The 23,528-nt window shown below is 70.3% G+C and carries 24 protein-coding genes; 9 read left to right on the top strand and 15 right to left on the bottom strand.

Going from position 1 to position 23,528, the window contains the following annotated elements:
* The first annotated feature begins 68 nt into the window (after positions 1-68).
* On the top strand, positions 69-1,373 hold the full coding sequence (aspS, locus tag HWV07_RS06100; RefSeq protein WP_178333446.1) for an aspartate--tRNA(Asn) ligase: 1,305 nt from the start codon (positions 69-71) through the stop codon (positions 1,371-1,373).
* Positions 1,374-1,654: 281 nt separating this feature from the next.
* Positions 1,655-2,299, top strand: coding sequence for a phosphate signaling complex PhoU family protein (locus HWV07_RS06105; RefSeq protein ID WP_178333447.1), 645 nt, complete (start codon positions 1,655-1,657; stop codon positions 2,297-2,299).
* Positions 2,300-2,465: 166 nt separating this feature from the next.
* Here HWV07_RS06105 and HWV07_RS06110 read toward each other — a convergent pair whose 3' ends face one another.
* From HWV07_RS06110 to HWV07_RS06150, 9 genes are read right to left on the bottom strand one after another with little or no spacing between them, the layout of a single operon-like run.
* On the bottom strand, positions 2,466-4,265 hold the full coding sequence (locus HWV07_RS06110) for a Na(+)/H(+) antiporter subunit D (RefSeq protein ID WP_178333448.1): 1,800 nt from the start codon (positions 4,263-4,265) through the stop codon (positions 2,466-2,468).
* The gene (locus tag HWV07_RS06115) at positions 4,262-6,190 is read right to left on the bottom strand and encodes a proton-conducting transporter transmembrane domain-containing protein (RefSeq protein WP_178333449.1); all 1,929 of its coding nucleotides are present in this window, start codon (positions 6,188-6,190) and stop codon (positions 4,262-4,264) included. Before HWV07_RS06115 ends, HWV07_RS06110 begins: the two co-directional genes overlap by 4 nt.
* Positions 6,190-7,719 carry a proton-conducting transporter transmembrane domain-containing protein gene (locus HWV07_RS06120; RefSeq protein ID WP_178333450.1) on the bottom strand — a complete coding sequence of 510 codons (1,530 nt, stop codon included), beginning with the start codon at positions 7,717-7,719 and terminating at the stop codon, positions 6,190-6,192. Before HWV07_RS06120 ends, HWV07_RS06115 begins: the two co-directional genes overlap by 1 nt.
* On the bottom strand, positions 7,712-8,098 hold the full coding sequence (locus tag HWV07_RS06125; protein ID WP_178333451.1) for a cation:proton antiporter subunit C: 387 nt from the start codon (positions 8,096-8,098) through the stop codon (positions 7,712-7,714). The genes HWV07_RS06120 and HWV07_RS06125 overlap by 8 nt, the downstream gene beginning before the upstream one ends.
* Positions 8,095-8,559, bottom strand: a complete 465-nt coding sequence (locus HWV07_RS06130) for an MnhB domain-containing protein (RefSeq protein ID WP_178333452.1) — start codon at positions 8,557-8,559, stop codon at positions 8,095-8,097. The genes HWV07_RS06125 and HWV07_RS06130 overlap by 4 nt, the downstream gene beginning before the upstream one ends.
* Entirely contained in the window at positions 8,556-9,098 is a 543-nt protein-coding gene (locus HWV07_RS06135) for a DUF4040 domain-containing protein (RefSeq protein ID WP_178333453.1), read from the bottom strand. The genes HWV07_RS06130 and HWV07_RS06135 overlap by 4 nt, the downstream gene beginning before the upstream one ends.
* Complete coding sequence (mnhG, locus tag HWV07_RS06140; RefSeq protein WP_178333454.1) at positions 9,095-9,409, bottom strand: monovalent cation/H(+) antiporter subunit G; 315 nt, start codon at positions 9,407-9,409, stop codon at positions 9,095-9,097. The genes HWV07_RS06135 and mnhG overlap by 4 nt, the downstream gene beginning before the upstream one ends.
* Entirely contained in the window at positions 9,406-9,675 is a 270-nt protein-coding gene (locus HWV07_RS06145) for a cation:proton antiporter (protein WP_178333455.1), read from the bottom strand. Before HWV07_RS06145 ends, mnhG begins: the two co-directional genes overlap by 4 nt.
* Entirely contained in the window at positions 9,675-10,712 is a 1,038-nt protein-coding gene (locus HWV07_RS06150) for a monovalent cation/H+ antiporter subunit E (protein ID WP_178333456.1), read from the bottom strand. Before HWV07_RS06150 ends, HWV07_RS06145 begins: the two co-directional genes overlap by 1 nt.
* 202 nt (positions 10,713-10,914) lie before the next feature.
* On the opposite strand from HWV07_RS06150, the gene HWV07_RS06155 reads away from it, so the two are divergent.
* Positions 10,915-11,736, top strand: coding sequence for a pantoate kinase (locus tag HWV07_RS06155; protein WP_178333457.1), 822 nt, complete (start codon positions 10,915-10,917; stop codon positions 11,734-11,736).
* A gap of 81 nt (positions 11,737-11,817) precedes the next feature.
* Entirely contained in the window at positions 11,818-13,134 is a 1,317-nt protein-coding gene (locus HWV07_RS06160; protein WP_178333458.1) for a hypothetical protein, read from the top strand.
* Between the two features lie 93 nt (positions 13,135-13,227).
* On the opposite strand, the gene HWV07_RS06165 is transcribed toward HWV07_RS06160, so the two are convergent.
* Positions 13,228-13,485 carry a HalOD1 output domain-containing protein gene (locus tag HWV07_RS06165; RefSeq protein ID WP_178333459.1) on the bottom strand — a complete coding sequence of 86 codons (258 nt, stop codon included), beginning with the start codon at positions 13,483-13,485 and terminating at the stop codon, positions 13,228-13,230.
* A gap of 182 nt (positions 13,486-13,667) precedes the next feature.
* Here HWV07_RS06165 and HWV07_RS06170 point away from each other — a divergent pair, with 182 nt between their 5' ends.
* The gene (locus HWV07_RS06170; protein ID WP_178333460.1) at positions 13,668-14,411 is read left to right on the top strand and encodes a 4-phosphopantoate--beta-alanine ligase; all 744 of its coding nucleotides are present in this window, start codon (positions 13,668-13,670) and stop codon (positions 14,409-14,411) included.
* A 69-nt stretch (positions 14,412-14,480) separates the two neighbouring features.
* On the opposite strand, the gene HWV07_RS06175 is transcribed toward HWV07_RS06170, so the two are convergent.
* Entirely contained in the window at positions 14,481-14,789 is a 309-nt protein-coding gene (locus tag HWV07_RS06175) for a HalOD1 output domain-containing protein (protein WP_178333461.1), read from the bottom strand.
* 269 nt (positions 14,790-15,058) lie between these two features.
* Here HWV07_RS06175 and HWV07_RS06180 point away from each other — a divergent pair, with 269 nt between their 5' ends.
* Positions 15,059-16,045, top strand: a complete 987-nt coding sequence (locus tag HWV07_RS06180) for a cell division protein CdpA domain-containing protein (protein ID WP_178333462.1) — start codon at positions 15,059-15,061, stop codon at positions 16,043-16,045.
* A 67-nt stretch (positions 16,046-16,112) separates the two neighbouring features.
* Positions 16,113-17,621 carry an amidase gene (locus HWV07_RS06185; protein WP_178333463.1) on the top strand — a complete coding sequence of 503 codons (1,509 nt, stop codon included), beginning with the start codon at positions 16,113-16,115 and terminating at the stop codon, positions 17,619-17,621.
* Between the two features lie 2 nt (positions 17,622-17,623).
* On the opposite strand, the gene HWV07_RS06190 is transcribed toward HWV07_RS06185, so the two are convergent.
* From HWV07_RS06190 to HWV07_RS06200, 3 genes are all read right to left on the bottom strand, one after another.
* The gene (locus tag HWV07_RS06190) at positions 17,624-18,040 is read right to left on the bottom strand and encodes a Mut7-C RNAse domain-containing protein (protein ID WP_178336002.1); all 417 of its coding nucleotides are present in this window, start codon (positions 18,038-18,040) and stop codon (positions 17,624-17,626) included.
* A 149-nt stretch (positions 18,041-18,189) separates the two neighbouring features.
* Entirely contained in the window at positions 18,190-19,941 is a 1,752-nt protein-coding gene (gene polX / locus HWV07_RS06195; RefSeq protein ID WP_178333464.1) for a DNA polymerase/3'-5' exonuclease PolX, read from the bottom strand.
* Positions 19,942-19,945: 4 nt separating this feature from the next.
* Positions 19,946-20,386 carry a DUF5788 family protein gene (locus HWV07_RS06200; RefSeq protein ID WP_178333465.1) on the bottom strand — a complete coding sequence of 147 codons (441 nt, stop codon included), beginning with the start codon at positions 20,384-20,386 and terminating at the stop codon, positions 19,946-19,948.
* 100 nt (positions 20,387-20,486) lie between these two features.
* On the opposite strand from HWV07_RS06200, the gene HWV07_RS06205 reads away from it, so the two are divergent.
* Both HWV07_RS06205 and HWV07_RS06210 read left to right on the top strand, forming a co-directional pair.
* Positions 20,487-21,401 (top strand): rhomboid family intramembrane serine protease, encoded by a 915-nt coding sequence (locus tag HWV07_RS06205; protein WP_178333466.1) that lies wholly within the window; start codon positions 20,487-20,489, stop codon positions 21,399-21,401.
* Between the two features lie 2 nt (positions 21,402-21,403).
* Positions 21,404-22,141 (top strand): endonuclease V, encoded by a 738-nt coding sequence (locus tag HWV07_RS06210; RefSeq protein WP_178333467.1) that lies wholly within the window; start codon positions 21,404-21,406, stop codon positions 22,139-22,141.
* Positions 22,142-22,229: 88 nt separating this feature from the next.
* On the opposite strand, the gene HWV07_RS06215 is transcribed toward HWV07_RS06210, so the two are convergent.
* Positions 22,230-23,441: a hypothetical protein gene (locus tag HWV07_RS06215; RefSeq protein ID WP_178333468.1), complete on the bottom strand. Its 1,212-nt coding sequence runs from the start codon at positions 23,439-23,441 to the stop codon at positions 22,230-22,232.
* Positions 23,442-23,528 lie beyond the last annotated feature (87 nt).

Raw genomic sequence — 23,528 nt, forward strand, 5'->3', positions numbered from 1 at the left:
GGTCCCCCCGGCCGTCCGCGCCGTGTCCGAAAAGTGGGGCTTAAGGGTCGGCCCCGTGAACCCGGGGTATGGAGAACCGCACGTACACCGCGGATGCCGAGCCGGGCGATTCGGTCACCGTCGCCGGCTGGGTCCACGAAGTCCGCGACCTCGGTGGGATCGCCTTCCTCATTCTGCGCGACACCACCGGGCGGATCCAGGTGAAGTTCGAGAAGGAGGAGATGGACGACGACCTCGTGGAGACGGGACTGGAGGTCGCCCGGGAATCGGTCATCTCCGTGACCGGCCAGGTCGAGGAGGAGCCCCGCGCCCCGACCGGCGTGGAGGTCACGCCGGAGTCCGTCGAGGTCGTCTCGGAGGCCGACACGGAACTGCCGCTTGACCCCTCCGGGAAGGTCGACGCCGAACTCTCGACGCGGCTCGACAACCGGACGCTCGACCTCCGCCGCGAGGAGGGCCAGGCCATCTTCGAGATCCGCGCCGAGGTGCTCCGCGGTGTTCGGGAGGCGTTCCGCGAGGCCGACGCTACCGAGATCAACACGCCGAAGATCGTCGCCACCGGCACCGAGGGCGGGACGGAGCTGTTCCCGATCACGTACTTCGGCCGCGAAGCGTTCATGAACCAGAGCCCGCAGCTGTTCAAGCAGCTCATCGCGGGCTCGAACCTCGAGCGCGTCTTCGAGATCGGCCCCATCTTCCGCGCCGAGGAGCACAACACGCCGCGACACCTCAACGAGGCGACCTCCATCGACTTCGAGGGCGCCTTCTGCGACCACCACGACGCGATGGACGTCTGCGAGTCCGTCGTCGTCTCCGCCTACGAGGCCGTCGCCGAGAACTGCGAGACGCAGCTAGAGGCCCTCGACCTCGCCGAGGAGTTCGAGCCGCCGGAGACGCCGTTCCCCCGGCTCTCCTACGAGGAGGCCATCGAGCGCATCAACGCGACCGGCGAGCTCGACGAGCAGCTGGTCTGGGGCGACGACCTGCCGACGGAGGGCGAGAAGGCCCTCGGCGACGACGTCGGCGGCCACTACTTCATCACCGACTGGCCCGCGGAGATCAAGCCGTTCTATATCATGGACCACGACGACGACGCGGAGCTGTCGACGGGCTTCGACATGATGCACCCGCGGATGGAGCTCGTCTCGGGCGGCCAGCGCGAGCACCGCCGCGAGCAGCTCATCGAGGGCTTCGAACAGCAGGGGCTCGACCCGGACGCCTTCGAGTACTACACCAAGATGTTCCAGTACGGCATCCCGCCGCACGCCGGCTGGGGCCTCGGCGCCGAGCGCCTCCTGATGACGATGCTCGACCTGGGGAACATCCGCGAGGCGGTGCTGTTCCCGCGAGACCGGCAGCGTCTGAGCCCGTAGGGCGAAGACGTTGGGTACCAGCGAGGCGCACGGAGTGCGTCTCGCAGGACCGGCAGCGCCTGTCGCCGTAGGCGACGGCGCACCCGTCGGGCGGGGACTCAGACGATACAGTCTGCTCGCAGTCTCTCTTTCCACAGACATCGACCGAGAGCGACCGCACCATCGACCCACCGACAAAAGGACCGGCATCCGCTGTTCCGTGTCCCTCAATGTACCTCGATGGTAACGAGTGGTATTTCGGGGCAAGGTTTATACCGCTGGGAGGCCTCCTTCCAGATACAATGAGCCAGAACGACTCCCCCGTAAGCCTCGTGTTCGAAATGCAGCGCAACACCGTCGAGCAGACCTACGACGCCGTCCAGCGCGGCGTCGAGTTCCAGCAGAACGTCAACGAGACGTTCGTCGACAACCTCCAGACCACCCGGGACGTCCAAGAGCGCAGCAACGACCTCTTCCGCTCCAGCGTCGACGCGTACTTCGACGCCCTCGATGCGGCCGTCCCCGGCCAGCAGGACGTCGTCGTCGAGTTCCGCGGGACCGTCGAGGAGCAGCTCGACACCATCGAGGACAGCCAGGCCGACGCCTTCGACGCCTTCGAGGAGAATCTCCAGGAGGGCAACGAGTCCGTCGACGAGTTCCTCGAGAACTTCCTCGAGCAGCTCGACGAGCAGGTCCAGGCCATCGTCGAGGTCAACGAGGACCTCGAGGACCAGACCGTCGAGGCCGTCGAGAACCTCGAGGACCAGATCGACGAGCTCGAGACCGAACTGGAGAACCGCGGCGAGGAGTTCCAGCAGCAGCTCGAAGAGCAGATCGAGGAGATCCAGCAGCAGCTCGAGGAGCAGGCCGAGACGCTCCAGACCCAGGTCGAGGACGTCACCCGGCAGGTCGAGGACGTCACCGAGAGCGCGAACCTCTCGGCGTAATTCGACCCGGCGCGACTCGACTGCGGTCTCCACGTTCGAACGCCCACACCTTCTCGTTCTTTCACGTCACCCAGCGGTAGCCCCGGGTATGAGATACGACCGACGGTCGATGGTAGTCGACTGATTTCGAGAACAGGACGACTCGAAAGCCCCGGGTGACGCCGTCCTACAGGTACGCCAGGAGGACGGCGAGCGCGCCGAACAGCACGGCGATGGCGATGAAGACGCTCGTGCCGACGGAGGCGCGGAGCCGCAGGGAGCGGCGGTCAGCCTCGCGCGGCAGTCCCTCGACGGCGACCCCGGGGACACGCTCGGCGGCCCGGTAGGCGTAGCCGCCGGGGTCCGAGCCGACGCGCATCGACGCGCCCGCCGTCGCCATGACGACGCGGTCGACGGCCGCCCACAGCTCCGTGATCCCCCAGACGAGGCCGCAGCCGCTATAGAAGGCTGCGGGGAACAGCACCCGGTCGACGTCAGGCATCGACGCGAGCCGCCCGATGGGGCCCTTCAGCGCGAAGAACGCCGCGAAGCCGACGACGAGCAGGACCGCGCTCTCGACCAGGTGGCCCGTGCTGTAAGGGTGCAGCTCCGAGATCGCCTCCGCCGACAGCGGCAGCAGCTCGAACAGCAGGTCTGGGACGAGCCCGTAGAGCAGGCAGAAACCGCCGACGGCGAGCATCGCGACGGTCTGGCCGGGCGTCGCGTCCGCCGGTTCGACGGTGTTCTCGCCGTGGAAGAAGATGTAGTAGCCCAGCTTGACGAACGACATGAACGTCCCGACGGCGCCGACGATGAGCGCCCACCAGAGGACGTCGCCGTAGGCGGCCGTCCCCGAGAGCCCGAACTCGTAGTTGTGGACGTGGTGGGCCTCGTCGAGGACCATCCCCTTCGAGATGAAGCCGTTGGTCCCCGGGACCGCCGTGATGGAGGCCGCGCCGATCAGGTACGCCAGGAACGTCAGTGGCATCACGTTCCAGAGGCCGCCGAGGTTCTTGATGTGCTCCTCGCCGGTCCGGTAGATGACGACGCCGACGGCCATGAACAGCAGCGCTTTGAACAGGACGTTGTTGAACATGTGGGCGAGCCCGCCGGCGGTTGAGAGCTCGGTCCCCAGGCCGATGCCGACCAGCATGTACCCGACCTGCGCCTGGATGTGGTAGGTGAGGAGGCGCCGCGGGTCGTACTGCAGCAGGGCGTAGAAGACGCCGTAGACTGCCATCGCGCCGCCGATGTAGGCGAGCCACAGCTGTTCGCCTGGGAACGCCCGGTACATGACGTAGGCGGCGGTCTTCGTCGTGAAGACCGACAGGAACACCGACGACGCGACGTGCGGCCGGGGGTAGGTGTCGGGCAGCCAGGAGTGCAGGAAGATGAACCCGCAGTTGATGCCGATGCCGACCGCCGCCAGCGGGACGGCGGCCTCGGCGATACCGAAGTTGTCGGCGTAGTGGAACGACCTGACCGAGGCGTAGTGGACGACCACGGCGGCCAGCAGTATCGTCCCGCCGGTCGCGTGGAACAGCGCGTACCGGAAGCCGGCGCGGACCGCCTCGCCGCCGTAGTGCCACACCAGGAGCGTCGACGTCACCGCCATCAGCTCCCAGAAGAAGATCAGCGTCAGCCAGTCGCCCGCGAAGACGACGCCGACGGTGCTGGCGACGTACGAGAGCGCGAAGGCGGTCCGGACGCGGTCGACGTCCGTCGCGGCGGCGTAGAGAACGGCGGCGGTCGCGAGCGTGGCGACCGCCACGGCGACCAGCCGCGCCGGGTCGTCGACGTTGAGGAAGACGACGTCGAACCCGAGGAACCCCGCGTCCAGGTACGTCCCGTTCTCGAGCAGGAGCGCCTGGACGCCGACGGCGGCCGTCGCCAGGCCGCCGAGGAGGTGTCCGACGCGGGCCGGCAGCACCGCGACCAGGAAGGCGGCCGCGAGCACGTACGCGAACGGCGGGACCGACTCGATCATCGCGCCACCTCCGTCCCGGCGACCACGCTGTCGACGATGACCTCGATGAGGTCGAGGAAGACCGCCTGGTCCGGGACGACGCCGAGCAGGATGGCGCCCGTCGCGGCGGCGACGATGGGGCCGAGCATGAACCAGGTGGTCTCCCGCCCGAGGAGCGCCTCCCGGGGCGTGAGCCGCCGCCAGCCCTCGGCCGGCGGGCCTTCGTGGTGGGCGCCTCCGTGGCCGTCGTCGTGGTGCTCCGGACTCGGCGCCTCGTCGTCGGCGGGGGTGGTCGTCTCGGGCCCGTCGAACTCCTCCTCGACGACGTGGTCGCTCGGGTTCTGGTCGACGGCGTACTCGCCGTCGACGAGCGGCGCCGGCTCGCTGTAGTCCCGGCGCTCCCCCGACGCCCCCGAGAAGTCCGGCTGGAGGTCGGCGGGGTCGATCTCGACGTCCTCGTCCGCGTCGCCGTCAGCGCTCGTCCCGTCCTCCGCGTCGGCTTCGGCGTCGTCCGATTCCGCGTCGTCGATCGGGTTCCCGCCGTCGGCCTTCGGCAGCACGGACCGCCGCTCGCCGCCGGGCCGGAAGTCGACGACCGGTTTGGCGTCGTGGTCGTCCTCGGTCTCGAAGAACGCCGTGTACACCACCGGCCAGAAGTACGCGACGTTGAGGACGCCGGAGACGAGCAGCGCGCCGGCGAGGTAGAGGCCGACGCCGCCCATCTCGAGGCCGCCGATCAGCATGTAGTACTTCGAGACGAAGCCCGCGAACAGCGGCATCCCGGCCATGCCGGCGGCGGCGAGCGCGAAGCAGCCCAGGGTGACGGGCATCCGCCTGCCGATGCCGGCCATCTTCGAGATGTGGTCGGTGTGGGTCTCGACGTGGATGGCGCCGGCACAGAAGAACAGGGTGAGCTTCATGAACGCGTGGGCGGGGATGTGCAGCAACGCGCCCACGAGCCCGTGCCAGCCGAACAGCCCCAGCCCGAGGACGATGTAGCTGAGTTGGCTGACCGTCGAGTACGCGAGCCGCTGCTTGAGGTGGTCCTTGCGGATGGCGATGAACGAGGCCGCCAGCAGCGTGAACGCCGCCAGCCCCGAAACCAGGACCGCCATCCCGAGGTCGTAGGCGAGTTCGGGGCCGAAGACGTACAGCGTCACGCGCGCGACGCCGAAGGCGCCGGACTTCACGACCGCGACGGCGTGCAGTAGCCCCGAGACGGGCGTCGGCGCGACCATCGCGACCGGGAGCCACTGGTGCAGCGGCATGAGCCCGGCCTTGACGCCGAAGCCGATGGCCAGGATGGCGTATGCGAGGCGGGCGTACATCGGGTCGATCGCCGCCAGCCCCTCGATGCCGCCGGCGGTGAACGTGACGGTGCCGACCAGCCAGAAGACCAGTACCGTCCCGGCGAGGACGAGGACGCCGCCGCCGAACATCGTGTAGGCGAGGTACTTCCGGCCCGCCGAGCGGGCCTCGCCGGTCTCGTCGTGGGCGACAAGCGGGTACGTCGCCACCGACAGCAGCTCGTAGAACAGGAAGATGGTGACGAGGTTGCCGGCGAAGGCGATGCCCATCGTCGCCGACAGCGAGGCGGCGAACGACGCGAAGTACCGCGTCTGGCCGTGCTCCTCGAGGCCGCGCATGTAGCCGATGCTGTAGAACGAGGTGACGATCCACAGCAGGCTCGCGAGGAAGGCGAACAGCGTCCCCAGGGGGTCGGCCCGGAGGACGAACTCGACGCCGGCGACGAACTCGCCGGCGGAGAACTCGTAGGTCTCGCCCGCGAGGACGCCCGGGACCATCGACGCGACGATGCCGAACTTCGCGAAGGCGGCGACGATCGTGACGGCTTCGCGGACGTTGGGACGTCGGTGCGCGGCGAAGATGCCGAACATCGCGACGAGCGACACCAGCACGGCGTACAGTGGGCGTAGGTCGTCCATCAGAGGAACACCTCCATGAAGGGAGCCAGCAGCGTCTCGAAGGCCGGCCCGGCGAAGCCGAGCGCGACCGTCAGCGCGGCGACGAGGGCCGTCACCGCGACCATGCCGACGGAGACGGAGGGGTCGGCGTCCGGGTCGGCGGACGCGTCACCGCCGTCGGACCGCACTGCCCCGTCGGCGGTCGGCGAGGGACCCGCGGGTTCGGCGTCGTCCGCGGGGCGGAAGTACAGCGTCTCGAGCAGGCGGGCGGCGTACAGCAGCGTCAGCAGCGTGCTGAACAGGACGACGCCCGCCACCACGGGCGCGCCGGCCTCGACGGCGCCCCACGCGATGTACCACTTGCCGAGGAAGCCGATGGAGGGCGGGACGCCGACGAGGCCGAGCAGCAGGACGCCCAGGGCGGCGACGGTCACGGGCGACCGGTAGCCGAGGTTGGCGTACCCCCCGACGTCCCGGGTGCCGTGAGCGAGTCCGAGGACGCCGACGGCGAGGAACAGCCCGGACTTCATCAGCCCGTGGCCGACGAGGTGGATGGCGCCGCCGAGGACGGCCTGCTCGGTGGCGAGGCCGAAGGCGGCGACGACCAGCCCGAACTGCGCGACGGAGGAGTACGCCAGCATCCGCTTGACCTCCGACTGGGTCACCGCGAGGACGCTCCCGGCGACGACGCTGAGGGTCGCCGCGGCGACGAACGCGCGCTGGGCCAGCGGGACCGCCGCGAAGAACTCGACGGTGTACACCGAGTAGATCAGCCGCGCGAGCGCGTACGCGCCGACGGTCGACGCCAGCCCGGAGATGTAGGCGGTCACCGTGTCCGGCGACTCGGCGTAGGCGTCCGGCATCCAGGTGTGCAGCGGGAAGACGGCCGCCTTGACCGAGAGGCCGACCGCGACGAAGCCGAAGGAGGCGACGACCATCGGGTCGGTGTAGGCGACCTCCGAGCCGAGCGTCCCAGCCAGTTCGGCCATGTTCAGCGTCCCGGTCGCCAGCAGCAGGTAGCCGACGCCGACGAGGTACAGCGACGCCCCGGCGGTCCCGAGGATGAGGTACTTCAGCGCCGCGAGCGCCGCTCGACCGGAGCGGTCGGCCGCGACCAGCGCGTACGTCGCCAGTCCGGTAATCTCCAGGAAGACGAACAGGTTGAACACGTCCCCGGTGAGCGAGACGCCCATCAGCCCGGCCAGCAGCAGCAGGTAGGCGCTGTAGAAGCTGTTCCGCCGCGGGCCGGCCCGCCGGGCGAACCCGAGGACGAGCAGCGCGACGACGGCGATCAGCGCGACGACGCCCGCCGAGAGGCCGTCGGCGGCCAGCTCGATGCCGTACTGCCGGTCGTAGCCGCCGAGCTGGTGGAAGTAGCGCTCGCCGGCGTAGACCCGCCCGACGACCCGGGCGGCGAGGCCGGTCTCGACGAGCGTCGCGAGCAGCGCGACCGGCCACCCGACCTCGTCGAACTTGAGGCCGAACAGCAGCGGCAGCGTCGCCGCGACGATGGGGACGGCGACGAGCAGCGGGAGTTCGAGGTTACTCATCGGCCACCTCCCGGATGGTGTGCTCGTCGAGCGTGCCGTACTCCGAGTAGATGCGGACGATGAGCGCCAGCGCGACCGCGGTGAGGCTGACGCCGACGACGATGGCGGTCAGCACGATGACGTGCGGCAGCGGGCTGACGTACTCGCCGACCGCGCCGCCCGCCGAGGGGACGACGGGGACCTCGGCGCCGGCGACGTACGCCATCGAGATGAAGAACAGGAAGATAGCGCTCTGGAAGAGGTTCAGCCCGATGACCTTCTTCACGAGGTTGGGGCTGGCCACCATCATGTACAGCCCGGTGGCGAACAGCACGGCGAACGTCGCGTAGGCGTACCGGGTGGCCAGGAAGTCCACCTGGAGGACCGGGACCTCCATCATCGGTTCTCACCCCCGGCGTAGCCGGCGGCGGTGAGGAAGAACAGCCCCATGATGACGCCGGCGACGATGGCGGAGACGCCGCCGATCTCGATGGCCTCCATCCCGTACTTCGTGCCGTCGGCGCCGAGCAGCGGCACGAACCGGTCGTACTCGAGGAAGTTACCGCCGAGTCTGAGCGCGGCGAGGCCGACGCCGGCGAAGACGAGCACGCCGCCGGCGGCGAGGCCGGTCACGAGGCCGTTGCCGATCCACTCCCGCGTCGGCCGGGCGCCGAAGGCGAACGCCAGCAGCAGGACGACGACGCCGACGAGCGCGCCGCCCTGGAAGCCGCCGCCCGGCGAGTCGGCGCCGTGGAACGTCATGAAGAGGCCGTACGTGAGGACGAACGGCGTGACGAACCTGACGGTGGTCATGATTATCTCGCTTTCCGTGTACGGGGCGTCGGTATCCGGCTGACTCATATGAATTCCTCCCGCTGCAGGACGACGAGGACGGCGACGCCGGCGGCGAAGACCACCACGGCCTCGCCGAAGGTGTCGAAGCCGCGGTAGGCCGCCAGCACCGCCGTCACGGTGTTGTGCACGTGCGTCTCGTGGTACGATTCCGCGAGGTAGTGGCCGGTCACCTCGGGGTTGCCGGTGACCGGCGTCAGGCCGCCGGCGAAGTTCTCGACGGGCATCGCGCCGACGGTGTACAGCATCACGCCGGCCAGGCCGGCGCAGACGAACGCCGCGGGCCAGTCGACACGCTCGAGGACGCGGTCGGTCGCCGGCCGCGTCGTCTTCGCCATGGTGACCAACAGCAGGACCGTCGTGACGCCGGCGCCGATTGCCGCCTCGGTGATGGCGACGTCCGGCGCGAGCAGGAGCGTGTAGAACAGCGCCATCCCGAGGCTGTAGGCGGCGAAGACGACGATGGCCGCCAGCGTGTCCCGGAGGGCGGCGGTCGCGAGTGCGGTCGCGACGACGAACGCGGCCAGCGCGTACCCGACTGCGCTCATCGTCGCTCGTCCCCCTCCGTCCACGGTTCGACTCCCTCCGCGTACGCGGCGCGGGCGACGGCGTGGGCCGCCGTCGGGTTCGTCACGAAGATGAACACGAGGAGCAACAGCGCCTTGATGACCTCCGTCTCGAAGCCGTAGGCGACGACCACGGCAGCGACGACGAGCCCGGCGCCGAGCGTGTCCGTCTGGGAGGCCGTGTGCGCCCGGGCGTAGACGTCCGGCAGCCGCAGGACGCCGACGGCGGAGACGAACGTGAAGAAGACGCCGCCGGCCAGCAGCGCGACGACGGCCACCTCCTGGACGTTCATATGACGTCACCCCGCTTGACGGTGAACTTGGAGATGGCGACGGCCATCACGAAGTTCAACAGCGCGTAGACGAGCGCGATGTCGAGGAACGACTGGCTGTCCAGCGCGACCGCCAGCACCGCGAGGATGACGACCGTGTTCGTCCCCAGGACGTTGACGGCGATGACGCGGTCCTGCGTCGTCGGGCCCTTGACCGCGCGGTAGAGCACGAGGATGGCGAGGACCGCCAGCGCCGTCGCCGTGGCCAGGAACGCCTCCGTCAGCATCAGTCCTCACCCTCCTGGAGCACTTCGGCATCGTCCCGCTCCTCGGGCGAGGCGACCGGCAGCGAGCCGCGGCCGTAGAAGAGGAACCGCGTGGCCCGCTCCAGTCCCCCGTCGAACAGCCCCTCGCGGGCGCCCGCGAACAGCGAGTGGACGTAGAGGTCCTGGCCCTCCGTCTTGACCGTCAGCGTCCCGGGCGTCAGCGTGATGCTGTTCGCCAGCGTCGTGATCGGCGACGACCCCCACACGACGGCGCGCACCCGGGTCATCCGGGGTTCGATCGGCAGCTTCGGGTGCAGGATGATGTACGTCACCTGGAGGTTCGCGACGACGATCTCGTAGAGGAGGTACGGCACGAACAGCAGGAGCCGCGCCGCGATGCCGAACCAGCGGCGGACCCCCGGGCGGCGCGCGAGCGTGATGCGGTGGAGCGCACCGGCGACCACCGCGGCGGCGAACCCGCCGGTGATCAGTTCGTAGTAGAAGTCGTAGGCCTCGCCGGTCAGGATGGTGAAGCCGCCGAGAAGCTGGTAGAACAGAAAGGAGAGGCCGAACAGCGCGCCGAACTGCAGGGCACCCCCGGCCCGTTCCAGGCGCGGCGCGCGGACCGGCGTCTCGACGGGCGCCTCCTCGACGGCGAGGCCGCGCCGCGCGAGGTCGACCTCCATCGGCCGGAGCAGCGGGACGTTGCCGCCCGGGCTGTACTCGGGGTCGACGACGACCCGTTCGAGGCCGTGCGCGTCGGCGTACTCCGCGATGACGCGCGCGTAGTCGTCCGGGCTGAACAGGTACTCGTCGGCGCCGATGACGGCCGTCTCGACCGACAGGTCGGCGTCGCCGGCGTCCTCGCGGGCCCAGACGTCGACCCGCTCGAGCAGGTCCTCGGTCTCCTCGCGGGCCGGGTCGGAGACGCCGTCGTACTCGTCCCACGCGACCGGCGCCACGAAGTGGACGGCCGGGTCGTCGCCCTCGATGGCCGTCTCGACCGCGTAGGCGACCGTGTTCCGCAGTGAGACCGACTCCCCCACTGGGACGAGCACCGCACCGCCCGGGTCCGTCTCGGAAGCTGGGTCAGACACGGCTTGTCACTATCCCCTATTCGCCCACCACGCATCAAAACGGTTTATCTTCCGGTCCGTCGGGCCGGCCGCCGTCGGGCGGCGCCCCGCGGGATGGAGGCCGGCCGCCGGGAGCGCGCTCCAGGCAAGAACCCTTAACTCGGCGGGCGTCGCAGGCGGTCCCATGACAGAGTCGGCGCGCGCGTTCGTCCCCGGTCACGTGACCGGGTTCTTCAGCGCCCACCCCGACGACGACCCCACGAAGGCCGGCTCCCGGGGCGCCGGCGTCGCCCTGAGCGACGGCGTGACCGTCCGCGTCGAACCCGGCGACGGACTCGAACTCGACGGCGAGTCCGTAGCCGTGGAGCCGGTCGACCGCGTGCTCGAGGCCCTCCGGGTCGACGCCCGCGTCGTCGCCGAGACGGAGGTCCCCGTCGGCGCCGGCTTCGGCGTCTCGGGGGCGCTGGCCCTCGGGACGGCGCTTGCCGCCAACGAGGTCTTCGACCGCGGCCTCTCGGAGAACGAACTCGTCACCGTCGCCCATGGCGCCGAGGTCCAGTCGGGGACCGGCCTCGGCGACGTCGTCGGGCAGGCCCGCGGCGGCTTCCCGGTCCGCCTGGACCCCGGCGCGCCCGCGTACGGGACCATGGACGGCGTCCCCGCCGCCGGCCAGGTGGAGTACCTCTCCTTCGGCGAGCTCTCGACGGAGGAGGTCATCACCGGCGACACCGAGCAGCTGACCCTCGCCGGGAAGCAGTCGCTGTCGACGCTCGTCGCCGACCCGACGCTGGAGACGTTCATGCAGGCCTCCCGCCGGTTCGCCCGGGAGGCCGACCTGCTGACCCCGCGGCTCCGCGAGGCGATACAGGACGTCGCCGACGCGGGCGGCGAGGCGTCGATGGCGATGCTCGGCGAGACGGTCTTCGCGCTCGGGACCGGGCTCTCCGACGCCGGCTACGACGCCGATCGCTGCGACGTCCACCTCGCCGGCGGCCACCTCCGCTGAGGCGAGCCCGGACGAGCCTCCCATACGAGGAGTTCGACTTACCGTTTCTGCCGTTCCGATGCTCCTGCAAGGAACAGGTCGATGGCTCGAACAGTGCCCTTCACGCCGATCGACGAGGCGGTGTACAACCTCGAGCGGAAGTCGATGCCGTGGAACGTCCAGTTCGAGGTCGCGTCGACCGCGTCCATCGACGTCGGGACGCTCCGCGAGGCGGCCCGCGACGCTGCGGCGACCCACCCCCTCGCGCGGGCCAGGCGGCGGCACCACCACGGCTGGGACAGCCAGTACCGCTGGGCGATCCCGGACGAGGTCGACGACGTCCCGGTCCGGACGGTCGCCGTCGACGACGAGGCGGACCTCGCCGCGGCGCGGACCGACTTCTTCGGCGAGCCCTTCGACCTCACCGAACCGGCGCCGCCGTTCCGCCTGCTGGTCGCCCAGGGCGCCGGCGCCGACGGGGGCGACCGGTTGCTCCTGTGCCACAGTCACGTCGCGGCCGACGGCGTCGGGGGACTGCGGTTGCTGCGGTCCATCTGCAGCGCCTACCGCGGCGAGGACCTCGAGCGCGCCGTCGACCTCGAGACCGCCCACGCGGCGCTGGAGGACCGGCGGCCATCGTCGATCGCCGGCCGCCTCAACCGCGTCGGGGAGGCCGCCGGCCACCTCCGGAACGCGGTGGAACCACCCTCCCGACTCGCCCCGGTCGAGGGCGCCGACGAGTCCGGCTGGGGCTTCCTCACCCGGCGGGTCCCCAACGACCTCGCCACGCGGCTGGTCGAGGACCGCCCCGAGGGCGTCTCGGTCAACGACGTCCTGCTCGCCGCGCTGCACCTCGCCATCGGCCGCTGGAACGCCGACCGGGGCGACCCCGCCGACAAGATCAGCCTGATGATGCCGGTGAACCTCCGGCCGGCGGAGTGGCGCTACGACGCGGTGGGGATGTACGCGCTGTTCGAGAGCGTCACGACGCGCGACGACGACAGGCGGGACCCGGACGCGACCGTCGAGCGCGTCGCCGAGCAGACGGCGGAGCTGAAGGAGCCCGACCGGGCGGCCGCGTTCCTCGAATCCCTGGAACTCATCCCGACCGGAACGCCGGTCGGCCTCAAGCAGCAGCTCCCGGCGTTCCTGCGCGGTCCCGGAGAGGGGTTGCTCGACACGGCGATGCTGTCGAACCTCGGGCGCGTCCCCGAACCGCTACCGGCCCTGGAGGGGACGGAACCGGGGTCGGTGTGGTTCTCGCCGCCGGCCTGGAGACCGACCCCGCTGGGCGTCGGCGTCGTCACCGTCGGTGAGACGATCCACCTGTGCTTCCGGTACGTCCGGTCGACCTTCGACGGGGAGGCCGCGGTCGCGTTCGCGGACCTGTACCTCGACCGGCTCGCGGCGGTCGCGTGACCGTCGAATTCGACGGAACGTCCGACCGTAGAGGGTCGACGTCACGCCGAACGCGTCGCTATCGGAGCGGAGAGATCGGTAGGAATACCCGCTTCAGAGGCGCTTGGCCTCGATCCGACCGTCGCTCGTCAGGGTGACCCGGCAGTCGAAGTACTCGAACGAGAGCGCGCCGTTGACGACGCGGCCCTCGCCGACCTCGGTGCCCCACAGCGACGAGAGGCTGTCGGGGTCGACGACCTCGCTGAGCTGCTCGTCGACGTCGCGCGGCTCGATGCCGTGACAGTCGGCGACGGCGCGGACCACGTCGTAACACACGCTGTCAGTCCGTTCGGTTCGATGAGTGACTGCCATGTACCAATCATGATGTTAGAGACACGTAAATACATTCTCCTGATTTCAGCCGGTAAACCACGTACGAGTCCGCTCCCCGGAGAACGCGACGGGGCGTCCCGTTCATTTATAAGCGAAGACGGTTCTTCGCTCCCGGCCGCCAGAGCGGGAGCCTTTTAGGAACCGGTCGCACACCGACGCGTATGACCGGTCCGGACATCCCCGAGTCCCACCCCCGCTACGAGTCGCTGCTGACGCGGCACCGCATCGAGGAGGGCGTCGACCTCGGCATCACCTCCCGGCAGGGCCTCATCGCGCAGGGCCGCGGCGAGGCCTTCGACTACCTGCTCGGCGAGGAGACGCTGCCGAGCGCCGACGAGGCCGAGCGCGTCGCGGCCGCCCACCTGCTCCGCGCCGACCACGCCGTCCTCTCGATCAACGGCAACGTCGCGGCGCTGGCGCCCGGCGAGATGGTCGAACTCGCCGCGGCGACCGGCGCCGACCTCGAGGTGAACCTGTTCAACCGGACCGAAGAGCGGATGGAGAAGATCGCCGCGCACCTCCGCGAGCACGGCGCCGAGGCGGTCAAGGGACTCACTGCCGACGGCCGCATCCCGGGGCTGGACCACGAGCGCGCGAAGGTGGACGCCGACGGCATCGGCAGCGCCGACGTCGTGCTCGTCCCCCTCGAGGACGGCGACCGGGCCGAGGCCCTCGCCGAGATGGGCAAGACCGAACTCGTGATCGACCTCAACCCGCTGTCGCGGTCGGCACAGACCGCGACCGTCCCCATCGTCGACAACCTGATCCGGGCGGTGCCGAACATCACGGCGCACGCCCGCGACCTGGCCGACGCGAGCGAGGAGGAACTGGCAGAAATCGTCGAGGGGTTCGACGCCGCGGCAGCGCTGGAGGACGCGGAGCGGGCGATCCGATCGATGGAGTGACCGGACGGACCGGTCCCGACAGACGGAACGGGGACGGAGCGAAGAGGATACGGGGCGAGCGGTGTCCGACTACGCTTCCTGGGGGCCGACAGAAGATCCGACGTTGGCGGTCTCCTCGGCCGGTTCGACGTCGACCGAGACGCCGTCCTTCGCGGAGACGACCGTGACGAGGTACTCCCGGTAGGTGAACTCGACCTGGCCCTGCTTCCGCCGTTCGTCGTACTGCGGGTCGAACATCGAGTCGAGGGCGTCGGGGTCGACGACATCGCCCAGCGGGACCTCGAACTCCAGGGGGTCGACGCCTTCCTGGTCGGCGATCGCCTCGATCACGAGCTCGCTCGTCCGGTTCTCCTCGGGGGTTGGGTCCGCGTGAGTCATTGGGGAATCCCATACGCTGCGGCCACATAAGTCCCGCGGATGTGCATCCTCGAAACCCTCGAAATAACCGCCTAGCGACCGAGAGAAAGCATTATCCGGTGATAGTAGAGAGATATTATTTACCGATACCATGAATATCACGTAACCCCAGGAAATCTCTGACACATCTCTGCCGGCCCGGCGGGCGCGCGCGCGCACCGCCGAGCGGCGGCGGTCGTCTTGCGGACGTCTGACGTAGTGTTTTGTGTGTCGGGCGGTAAGCCCCCGGCATGACGAGCCTCACGGAGGTCTACGAGGGAGGCAACGGGGCCGGCCTCCGGCGGCTGTACGTCGGCGTCGCGCTGTTCGCTGTCGGCGCGGCCCTCCTCATCGCCGGTCTGCTAGTCGCGTCGACCGACGTCGGGGCCCGGTTCGGCCTCGACCTGTACGACGCCCGCGAGGTGGCGGGCGTCCTCGGCGGGGTCGGGTTCCCGACGGTCCTCGTCGGGACGATGACGGTCCTGCCGCGGGCGTCGCGTCGCGTCCAGACGGCCGGCGTCGCCGGCGCCGCGATCTGTCTCGCCGGTGTCGTGATGTTCCGGCACTGGTACCCGGTCCACTGGATGGGCGGGTCGGGCAACACCACGATGACGCTGGTCGTCGCGGGCACGTACTTCGGCGGCGCCATCGTCTCGACGTGGTGTCTGTTCACCGCCGTCGCGAACTTCAAGGCGCGCAACGACCCCGGTGGCACCGTCAAGCTCGAGATCACGAAGGGCGGGGAGACGCGCGTCGTCGAGGTCTCGAACGACAACCTCCGCGGGCGGCTCGGCGGCATCGGCCTCCTCGGCGGGACGCCGGACGACCACGTCGAGACGCAGACGAACCGCGCCGGCGGGACCGGTGGCGGGTCGACGTCGTCGACACCGCGGTCCTCCGCCTCGAGTACGACCCGGAAACGCTCGACCCAATCCTCGAACCGCTCGGCCGCTGGCGGTCTCGGGTCCCCCAGCCCCGGCGTCACCGACGGCGGCGCGGCCAGCGACGACGGCATCCGCGAGCCCACGGGCACCGACGACGGCATCCGCGAGCCCACGGGCACCGACGACGCCGAACTCCTGGACGAGAAGCCCACCTCCGTCGGCGACACCTACTGCGGCAACTGCGCGCACTTCCGGTACGTCCGCACCGACGACGGGATGGTCCCCTACTGCGGCTTCCACAGCGAGGCCATGGACGACATGGACGCCTGCCAGGAGTGGACCCCTAACAACTGACGACGCCGTCCTCTGGGCCTGCAATTGCAGGCTCCGCCTCCTTCCGACGACCGCCCGTCTAGGTTCCATGCCGATCCGACCGCCGACTGCGGACGCCCTCCAGGAACTCGGCGACGACCTCTACCTCGACCTCACCGACGAGGAACTCGCCATCTACGAGGAGCTGGCCGAAGACCGGATCGAGTCCTTCGAGACGGTCCTGTCCTACGACCCTGAGTCGCGGCTCGGCGGGACCGAGCCACGCGAGCGGAGCGCCGGCGCCCGCGTGCCGGACGAGGCCGACCCCTACAACGCCTGGGTCTCCGACTGCCACGTCGAGGGCGACCCGGGCGGCGACCTCGACGGCTGGCGCGTCGGCATGAAGGACAACGTCTGCGTCGCCGGCGTCGAGATGACCTGCGGCTCCCAGGTCGTCGAGGGGTACGTCCCCGACCGTGACGCCACCGTCGTGACCCGCGTGCTCGAGGCCGGCGCCGACGTCGTCGGGAAGACGAACATGGACGACATGGCGATGACGACGACGGGCCACAGCGCCTTCGGCCCGATCCTGAACCCTCACGACGAGGGGCACCTGGCGGGCGGCTCCAGCGGCGGCAGCGCCGTCGCCGTCGCGACCGGGGACGTCGACGCCGCCATTGGCTCCGACCAGGGCGGCAGCGTCCGCATCCCGGCCGCGTTCTGCGGCGTCGTCGGCCACAAGCCGACCTACGGGCTGGTCCCCTACACCGGCTGTATCGGCATCGAACACGTCATCGACCACCCGGGGCCAATCGGCCCCGACGTCGAGAGTGTCGCCAGGGTCCTCTCGGCGATCGCCGGCAGCAACGAGCGGGCCATCAGGGACCACGCGCCGGTCCCCGTCGAGCGGTACGAGGACGCCCTGGACGGCGACGTCGACGGCCTCACGGTCGGCGTCCTCGACGAGGGGTTCGACCGCGACGGCGCCGAAGCCCCCGTCGTGGAGCGGGCGAGCGCGGCCGTCGACGAACTCGCCGACGCCGGCGCGACCGTGGAGTCGGTCTCGGAGCCGATGCACCTCGACGCCGACGACATCCACTCGGTCGCCTCCTCCGAGGGGATGCTCGACGCGATGCTGGGCGAGGGGCTCGGCCACGGCTGGAAGGCGTGGTACAACACCTCCTGGATCGAGTCCTTCGGGAAGTTCCGCCGCGCCCAGAGCGACGACTTCCCCGCCGCCCTGAAATTGCCGCTGCTCGTCGGCGCCTACACCAACCAGCGGTACCACTCGCGGTACTACGCCCGTGCGATGAACCTCACGGTGGAGATGACCGAACGCTACGACGCGCTCCTCGACGAGGTCGACCTGCTGGCGATGCCGACGACGGTGACCCGGCCGCCGGAGCGCGACCCCGACCGCGACCAGTACGACTGGCTCCGGGCGGAGCCGGTCGTCGACAACACCACGCCCTTCAACCGCACCGGCCACCCCGCGGTCAGCGTCCCCGCCGGTCGCGTGGACGGACTGCCCGTGGGACTGATGCTCGTCGGCGAGCGGTTCGACGACGCGACGGTGCTGAACGCCGCTTCCGTGCTGGAGTCCGCTCTCGCGTCGTAGCCCTACTCGAGGACGCGTCGCATCCGGTCCCAGTGGCTGCCCCGCCAGAAGACCTGCCCGCAGTCGCGACAGCGCCAGCAGTCCGTCTCCGCGGGGCCGGGGGCGTACTCGGGTGTCGATTCCCTCCCGGGGACCGGTTCGAGTCGCCCGTTGCATCGCCCGCAGCGCACGGGCCGGTCGGCGACCTCGAGTTCGACCCCGGCCTCGCGGAGTTCGGTCAGTTGCGCTTCGACCGCCCGCTCGGTGAGCAGGACCGATCGGTCGGCCCTGCCCGCCAACTGTACGTCGCGCGTCACGAGAATCCGATCCTCCTCGCCCGCTATCTCGAACAACCGGTCGTCGGCCTCGACGCCGAGGTCGCCGGCGTAGGCCGCGTCGTACCCGCAGAGCCGGAGGTAGACCGGGAGTTTGCCGAGCATGACGTCGAGGAGGAGCCGGTGCTCGTCTGGTCGGATAGAATCGACGCCATCCTTCTCGTCGTCGTGCTCGTCCACGCCTCACTCACCCCGGAGCGGAGAGGGCGCTCGCCGTCCAGTTCCGCCGACGGGCGTCAAGGAGCCGACGGGCATCAGAGCCCGAGGAACGACCCGAGGCCGTCGGCGTCGCGGCAGTTGAGCACGTCCTCGGGCTCGGCCCAGCCGCGGCGAGCGGTGTGGACGCCGTACCGGATAAGCTCGTAGGACGCCGGGCGGTGGGCGTCGGTGTTGATGCTGATGGTCGCGCCGGCATCGACGGCGACCTTGACGTAGGAGGAGCGGAGGTCCAGGCGGTTCGGGTTCGCGTTGATCTCCAGGGCCGTCTCGTGCTCGGCGGCCGCGTCGACGACGCGCTGGATGTCGATATCGTGACCGGGACGCTGGTTCAGCATCCGGCCGGTCGGGTGGCCGACGACGTCGACCTCGGGGTGTTCGATGGCGGCGACGATGCGGTCGGTGCCGTCGCCCTCGAGGCCGCTGTGCGGCGAGGCGACGACGCAATCGAGTTCGGCGAGGACGTCGTCGCCGACGCTGATCTCGCCCTCGGTGCCGATGTTCGCCTCGACGCCCGCGAACACGTCGACCGGCGCGTCGTCGGCGACCTCGCGGACCTCGGCGATCTGCTCGCGGAGTTCCTCGTCCTCGAGACCGACGCCGCCGACCATCCCGGGACCGGTGGCGTGGTCGGCGACAGAAATGTAGTCGTGGCCGAACTCGGCGGCCGCCTCGGCCATCCGCTCGATCGTCGTCTCGCCGTCGGACCACCGCGTGTGGAGGTGGAGGTCGCCGCGGACGTCGTCGGCGGTGAGGAGGTCCGGGAGCGCGGCTTCGCCCTCGACGGCGGCCTCGACCTCCCCGCGGTTCTCCCGGAGTTCCGGCGGCGTCCAGGCCATCCCGATGGCCCCGTAGACGTCCGCCTCGGTCTCGCCGGCGATGCGCTCGCCGACCCGCTGGCCGGCATCGGGGTCCTCGACCTCGCTCACGTCGAAGACGCCGTACTCGTTGACCTTCAGACCCTGCTCGATGGCGCGGTTCCGCATCTTCACGTTGTGGTCCTTGCTGCCGGTGAAGTACTGGAGGGCGGCGCCGAACTCCGCCGGGACGACCACCCGGAGGTCGACGCGCATCCCCCGGGACCGCACGCTCGCCTTGCTCTCGCCGGCCTCGATGACATCGTCGGCGTCCGCCCAGCCCTCGAAGTGGTCGACGACGGCCTGGGCGTCGTCGCTGGCGACGAGGACGTCCACGTCGCCGATGGTCGGCCGCCAGCGACGGAGCGACCCCGCGACGTCGACGCGCTCGACGGCCGGGCTCTCCTCGAGGAACCCGACGACGCGGTCGGCGACCGGCCGCGCCTCCCCGAGCAGGCTGCGCTTCCTGGCCTCCCTGGCGAAGGGGATCTTCTCGAGGATGTTCTGCTCGGTCTTCTCGCCGAAGCCCTTGACCTCCCGGATCTCCCCGGCCTCGGCGGCGGCCTCGAGTTCGTCCAGCGTCTCGACGCCGAGGGCGTCGTAGAGGTCCTTGACGGTCCTCGGGCCGACGCCCTCGACGGCGGTGAGGGCGTCCATCTCGACCGGCAGCTCCGCTTGGAGCTCCTCGAGCTCCTCGATCGTCCCGGTCTCGAGGTACTCGACGGTCTTCGAGGCGAAGGCCTCGCCGACGTCCTCGATCTCCAGCAGGGCCTCCTCGCCGCCCTCCTCGTAGAGCTTGCCGACGCCGACCGGCTGGGCCCGAATGCTGTCGGCCGCGCGGCGGTACGTGATCGGCTTGTAGTCGACGCCGCGGGCCTCGAGGTGGTCGGCCATCTCCTCCAGCAGCGCCGCGACCTCGGCGTTCTCGCTCACGGCGTCACCGCCCCCGGACCTGCGGGCCGTCCTCGTCGCGGCCGAGCGCCTGCTTCAGGAAGTCCATCCAGCGCTTCGTGTCCATCGCTTCCTGGCGCTGCGCCTCGGCCTCGATGTCCTCGTGGCCGAGGTTCTGGAGGCCCTCCAGGGCCCGGTCGATGCCGACGATGGCGTCGGCCTCCCGGTCGCCCTCCTCGTAGGAGATCTCCCCCTCCTCGATGCGGCGCTTGCGCTCCAGCCGCTCCCGACGGAGGTTCTTCTTGGCCTCCTCGACCCGCTCTCGCTCGCCCGCCGGGACCGTCTCCCGGCGCTTGATCTCGAAGACGAACTCCCGGAGCTCGACCGTCTCGCCCTGGATGTCGATGCGCTCGGGGATGTCCACGCCGAGCGTCGCGCTCTCCCGGTCGATGCGCTCGAGGAGCTGTTTGCGTTCGTACTCCTGCACGCCCACGCCTTCGGACCGGAGGCGCAAATAACAATCGCCGGCCGGCCGGGACCGCGACATATCCCAACGACTTTGCCGGCTGACGGGCTACGAGTGGCCAATGGCGAAGTGCGACGCGTGCGGCGCCCACGAGAACATGCCGTACAACTGCCGGCACTGCGGCGGCACGTTCTGCAGCGAACACCGGCTGCCGGAGAACCACGGCTGCCCAGGGCTCGACCAGTGGAACGACCCCGACGGCGTTTTCGACAGTGGCTTCGACGACTCGGTGAGCGGTCGCGGCGGCTCCGGCAGCCTCCTCGACCGCATCCCCGGGACCGGCGCCGGCGGCCCGCTGGGCTACTTCCGCGGCAACGTCTCCTACCTCTTCCTCGGGATCATCTTCATCGTCTTCCTGCTGGAGTTCGTCGTCTACGCAGTGGCTCCCCAGTACTTCGAGGCGCTGTTCATCCTCTCCTCGGAGAACCCCGAGTACGTCTGGACGTGGGTCACGTCCGTCTTCTCCCACGACCCCGGCGGCATCTGGCACATCTTCGGGAACGGCATCGTGCTGTTCTTCTTCGGGCCCGTCGTCGAGCGCCAGATCGGCTCCCGGAAGTTCGCCGCGCTGTTCCTGATCAGCGGGATGGCCGCCGGCCTCGGCCAGATCGCCTTCGGGTTCGCCATCGGCAACCCCGTCGGCGGCGTCCTCGGCGCCTCGGGCGCCATCATGGCCATCCTCGGCGTCCTGACGATGACGAGTCCGGACATGAAGGTCCTGCTGTACTTCTTCATCCCGGTCCCCATCTGGCTGCTGACCCTCGGCTACGCGGGACTGTCGGTCGCCGGCGCGCTCTCGGTCGGCGGCATCATGGACAACGTCGCCCACGTCGCCCACCTCGTCGGCCTGCTCATCGGCCTCTGGTACGGCCAGCGCGTCAAGGACCGCATCGGACGCGGTCCCCAGCGCCTCCAGCTCGGCGGCGGCCGCGGTCCCGGCGGCCCGGGCGGCCCCGGTGGCCCCGGGCGACCCTGACGATGGAGGTCGTCCACCCGCGCTTCCTCCCCGACGGCTCGCTCTCCCGGGAGGAGATGGAGGCGATGCAGCACGAGATCGGCGACGTCGCCGTCTTCGAGGACGACCTCGACTTCGCGGCGACGGACATCCCCTTCGAGGACGTCCTCGTCGCCGGCGTCGACCAGGCGTTCCTCGACGAGCGCGCCCTCTCGGCGGTCGTCGTCCTGAAGAACGGCAACGTCGTCGAGCGCGCCCACGCCGTGACCGACCTCTCGATCCCCTACATCCCCGGGCTGCTCTCCTTCCGCGAGGGCGAGCCCATCGTCGCGGCGCTTGAGGCCCTCGAGACCGACCCCGACCTCCTGCTGCTGGACGGCAGCGGGCGCATCCACTTCCGGGAGGCCGGCATCGCGACGCACGTGGGCGTCCTCTTCGACACGCCGTCGGTCGGCGTCGCCAAGAGCCTGCTCTGCGGGACGCCCGTCGGGCCGACCGACGGCCTCTCGCAGGGCACCCGGGTCGCCGTCGAGGCCGACGACTCGATGACCGCGCCCGACGGCGAGGTCGTCGGCTACGCCTACCAGAGCCGGCAGTACCCCGACTCCCGGTCGATCAACCCGCTGTACGTCTCCCCCGGCCACCGCGTCTCCGCGGGGACCGCCGTCGACTGCGTCGAGGCCTGCGGCGGCGAGTACAAGCTGCCGCGGCCGACGCGGCTCGCCGACAAGTACGCCGACGACCTGAAGGACGACCTGTAGGACGCTGCTGCCTTCCGGTAGTGACTCCGGCGACGCGTTCCGATGACGGATAGCAACGGCCCGGTAGAAGGAGTCGAGCGGGGTCGTCTCAGAGCGAATACGTCGAACTGAGGTAGACGTGCCGCTCGCCGGTCTCCATCGAGAACTCCCCGCTGGTGTCGCCGAAGACGCCCTCGACGTCGGACTCGCTCGGGACGTCGTCGGCCGACTCGTACCCCAGCGCCACGTGCGCGACCAGCTCCGACTCGTCCGTCGGCTCGAGGCTCGAGGCGTACGCCGTCGCGTCGGAGGCGACGCGGTCGATGTCGTCGAACGCCGCGGCCATCTCCGGGTCGACGAGTTCGCTGGTACTGTCGGTTCCGTTCTCGGCCCCGGAGCCGCCGGTCGAGTCGTCGCCCGTGGAGGGGGAGACGTCGGTGGCCTCGTCCTCCGGCGTCAGGTCCTGGTCGCCGAAGGCGACGGCGCCGAAGGCCCCGTGGCCCGCCGCGCGGAACGCCCAGTCCGCGTCGCCGTCGGCTTCGGCCGCGTTCTGTTCGCCGCCCGATACCACGTCGATCATCCGGTCGATCAGCTCGTGGCCCCGCTCGGGGTCGGGCGTGGAGCCGACGTCCTCGCCGGTGTCCGGGAACGGGACGAGGACCGCCTCCGAACTCGCCGCGAAGGTTAGCCCCTCGGACAGCGAGAAGCCGTAGTCGTCGCCGTCGTCCGCGCCGGCCTCGAAGATCTCGAAGCCCTCGCGGCTGTCGACGGCGGCGAACGACTCGGCCGACTCGGACACTGCGTTGACGTCGTAGTCGCCGACGAAGGCGAAGCCGAACGAGGTGACGACGCCGACGTCGGTCTCGAGGTCGGTCGACCCGCTCCCGTCGTCGGTCGACCCGTCGAACGACGGCACGAGCGCGTCCGTGAACGGGTAACCGACGAGGCCGAACATGGAGAGGGCGTAGGCAACGAGCCCGACGGTCGGCGTGGCGAAGAACGCCGCGTCGCCCGGCTTCGTCTCGTCGATCGACTCGGTCGGGTCGAAGTCGCCGTCCCCGACGAGCCCGTCGAGGTCCGCCAGCGCCCGGAAGTCGACGAAGATCGCCGTCGACCCGAAGGCGGCCTCCTCCGAGGAGAACACCCCCTCGCCCGGGACGTACGGCGCGTACGCGGGCCGGTCGCGGTCCGGCCCCGGTCGGTCGGCTTCCTCCTCTCCGCCGACGAAGTCGGTGCAGCCGGCGAACGAGACTCCGAGCAATCCGGTCGCCGTCGCCGACGTCTGCAGGAAGCGACGGCGCGGCAGGTCTTCGGGCGGCATGCTGGCCTCCGATACCGCGCTCCGCGGGATAAATGCGGTCGCCGTTTCACGGCACGATACCGGGGTTCCGCGGGACGTGGACGGTAC

Origin of the sequence: Natronomonas salina (assembly GCF_013391105.1) — an archaeon.
In the GTDB taxonomy this organism is placed as follows: Archaea; Halobacteriota; Halobacteria; order Halobacteriales; family Haloarculaceae; genus Natronomonas; species Natronomonas salina.

Bases quoted from the DNA above. Each gene is read 5' to 3' on its own strand.
- HWV07_RS06170 (WP_178333460.1), top strand. From the start codon at position 13,668: ATGACCGGTCCGGACATCCCCGAGTCCCACCCCCGCTACGAGTCGCTG.
- HWV07_RS06185 (WP_178333463.1), top strand. From the start codon at position 16,113: ATGCCGATCCGACCGCCGACTGCGGACGCCCTCCAGGAACTCGGCGAC.
- HWV07_RS06210 (WP_178333467.1), top strand. From the start codon at position 21,404: ATGGAGGTCGTCCACCCGCGCTTCCTCCCCGACGGCTCGCTCTCCCGG.
- HWV07_RS06155 (WP_178333457.1), top strand. From the start codon at position 10,915: ATGACAGAGTCGGCGCGCGCGTTCGTCCCCGGTCACGTGACCGGGTTC.
- HWV07_RS06115 (WP_178333449.1), bottom strand. From the start codon at position 6,190: ATGGACGACCTACGCCCACTGTACGCCGTGCTGGTGTCGCTCGTCGCG.
- HWV07_RS06215 (WP_178333468.1), bottom strand. From the start codon at position 23,441: ATGCCGCCCGAAGACCTGCCGCGCCGTCGCTTCCTGCAGACGTCGGCG.
- mnhG (WP_178333454.1), bottom strand. From the start codon at position 9,409: ATGAACGTCCAGGAGGTGGCCGTCGTCGCGCTGCTGGCCGGCGGCGTC.
- HWV07_RS06110 (WP_178333448.1), bottom strand. From the start codon at position 4,265: ATGATCGAGTCGGTCCCGCCGTTCGCGTACGTGCTCGCGGCCGCCTTC.
- HWV07_RS06165 (WP_178333459.1), bottom strand. From the start codon at position 13,485: ATGGCAGTCACTCATCGAACCGAACGGACTGACAGCGTGTGTTACGAC.
- HWV07_RS06120 (WP_178333450.1), bottom strand. From the start codon at position 7,719: ATGAGTAACCTCGAACTCCCGCTGCTCGTCGCCGTCCCCATCGTCGCG.
- HWV07_RS06205 (WP_178333466.1), top strand. From the start codon at position 20,487: ATGGCGAAGTGCGACGCGTGCGGCGCCCACGAGAACATGCCGTACAAC.
- HWV07_RS06135 (WP_178333453.1), bottom strand. From the start codon at position 9,098: ATGAGCGCAGTCGGGTACGCGCTGGCCGCGTTCGTCGTCGCGACCGCA.
- HWV07_RS06180 (WP_178333462.1), top strand. From the start codon at position 15,059: ATGACGAGCCTCACGGAGGTCTACGAGGGAGGCAACGGGGCCGGCCTC.
- HWV07_RS06175 (WP_178333461.1), bottom strand. From the start codon at position 14,789: ATGACTCACGCGGACCCAACCCCCGAGGAGAACCGGACGAGCGAGCTC.
- HWV07_RS06160 (WP_178333458.1), top strand. From the start codon at position 11,818: ATGGCTCGAACAGTGCCCTTCACGCCGATCGACGAGGCGGTGTACAAC.
- HWV07_RS06130 (WP_178333452.1), bottom strand. From the start codon at position 8,559: ATGAGTCAGCCGGATACCGACGCCCCGTACACGGAAAGCGAGATAATC.
- HWV07_RS06105 (WP_178333447.1), top strand. From the start codon at position 1,655: ATGAGCCAGAACGACTCCCCCGTAAGCCTCGTGTTCGAAATGCAGCGC.
- HWV07_RS06125 (WP_178333451.1), bottom strand. From the start codon at position 8,098: ATGATGGAGGTCCCGGTCCTCCAGGTGGACTTCCTGGCCACCCGGTAC.
- HWV07_RS06145 (WP_178333455.1), bottom strand. From the start codon at position 9,675: ATGCTGACGGAGGCGTTCCTGGCCACGGCGACGGCGCTGGCGGTCCTC.
- HWV07_RS06190 (WP_178336002.1), bottom strand. From the start codon at position 18,040: ATGCTCGGCAAACTCCCGGTCTACCTCCGGCTCTGCGGGTACGACGCG.
- aspS (WP_178333446.1), top strand. From the start codon at position 69: ATGGAGAACCGCACGTACACCGCGGATGCCGAGCCGGGCGATTCGGTC.